1 protein-coding gene is annotated in these 962 nt (G+C 63.6%); it reads right to left on the bottom strand.

Translation table 11 applies throughout. The features are described 5' to 3' along the window. A partial coding sequence (locus NW819_RS13500; protein WP_414414059.1) for an ABC transporter ATP-binding protein occupies window positions 1–935 on the bottom strand: 935 nt, incomplete at its 3' end. Window positions 936–962 lie beyond the last annotated feature (27 nt).

Genomic DNA, 962 nt, shown 5'->3' with positions numbered 1-962 from the left:
GTCCCGCTTACGCGAACGGCAGCCGGGATCTCCACCTGCTGCCACTGCTCCTCTGGGGATCCCCCTTTTTCCAGAAAATCCTGGACGGTGGGCAACCGCCGCAACCGCCGCTCCAACACCGGGCGACAGGCCAACAGGCCGCGGGTGTAGGGATGCTGGGGATCCCGAAAGATCTGCTCCACCGATCCCTGTTCCACAGCTTGGCCCCGGCGCATCACCACCACCTGATCTGCCAGTTCGGCCACCAAATTGAGATCGTGGGTGATGAAGAGGATGGCCATCTGCCGGTGCTGCTGCAGCTCCCAGAGCAGGCGCAGGATTTCCGCTTGCACCGTGACATCCAGAGCGGTGGTCGGCTCATCGGCAATCAACAGTTGGGGATTGGAGGCGATGGCACAGGCGATGGCCGCCCGCTGGATTTGGCCGCCGGAGAGCTGATGAGGGTAGCGCTCCAGCATCTGGGGAGAAAGCTGCACCTCCTCAAACAGGCGAATGGCTTGGGCGCGGATCTCCGCCGGGCTCAGGGAGGTGTTGGCCCTCAAGGTTTCCTGTAACTGCTGGCCACAGGTGTAGAGGGGGTTGAGGGCGGTGCTCGGCTCCTGGAAAATCATGGCGATCTGGGATCCGCGATAGCGCCGCCGTTGCCGGGGATCCAACTGCAGCCAGTCCACCGTTCCGTTGGGGCCCTTGAAGAGGATTTTGCCCTCCACCCGGGCCGAGCTGGGCAGCAGATCAATCAGCGTCAGGGCGGTCATGGTTTTGCCGGATCCCGACTCCCCCACCAGGCCTAAGGTCTGGCCGATCCCGATCTGGAAAGACAGCCCGTCCACCACCGGGGATCCCGAGGGCTCGCCAGCTGCACGGCTGGGCAAGAAAACCCGCAGCCCTTGTACGGTCAGCAAGGCAGAATCGGCAGTAGAGACAGCCTCAGTCATGGCGACGAAAGTGCTCCGCACCGCTGG

This window comes from Synechococcus sp. R8-2 (assembly GCF_047461715.1).
In the GTDB taxonomy this organism is placed as follows: domain Bacteria; phylum Cyanobacteriota; class Cyanobacteriia; order Thermostichales; family Thermostichaceae; genus Thermostichus.
Note: the sequence above shows the minus strand (reverse complement) of the source record. Positions and strands in the feature narration are given on the sequence as shown.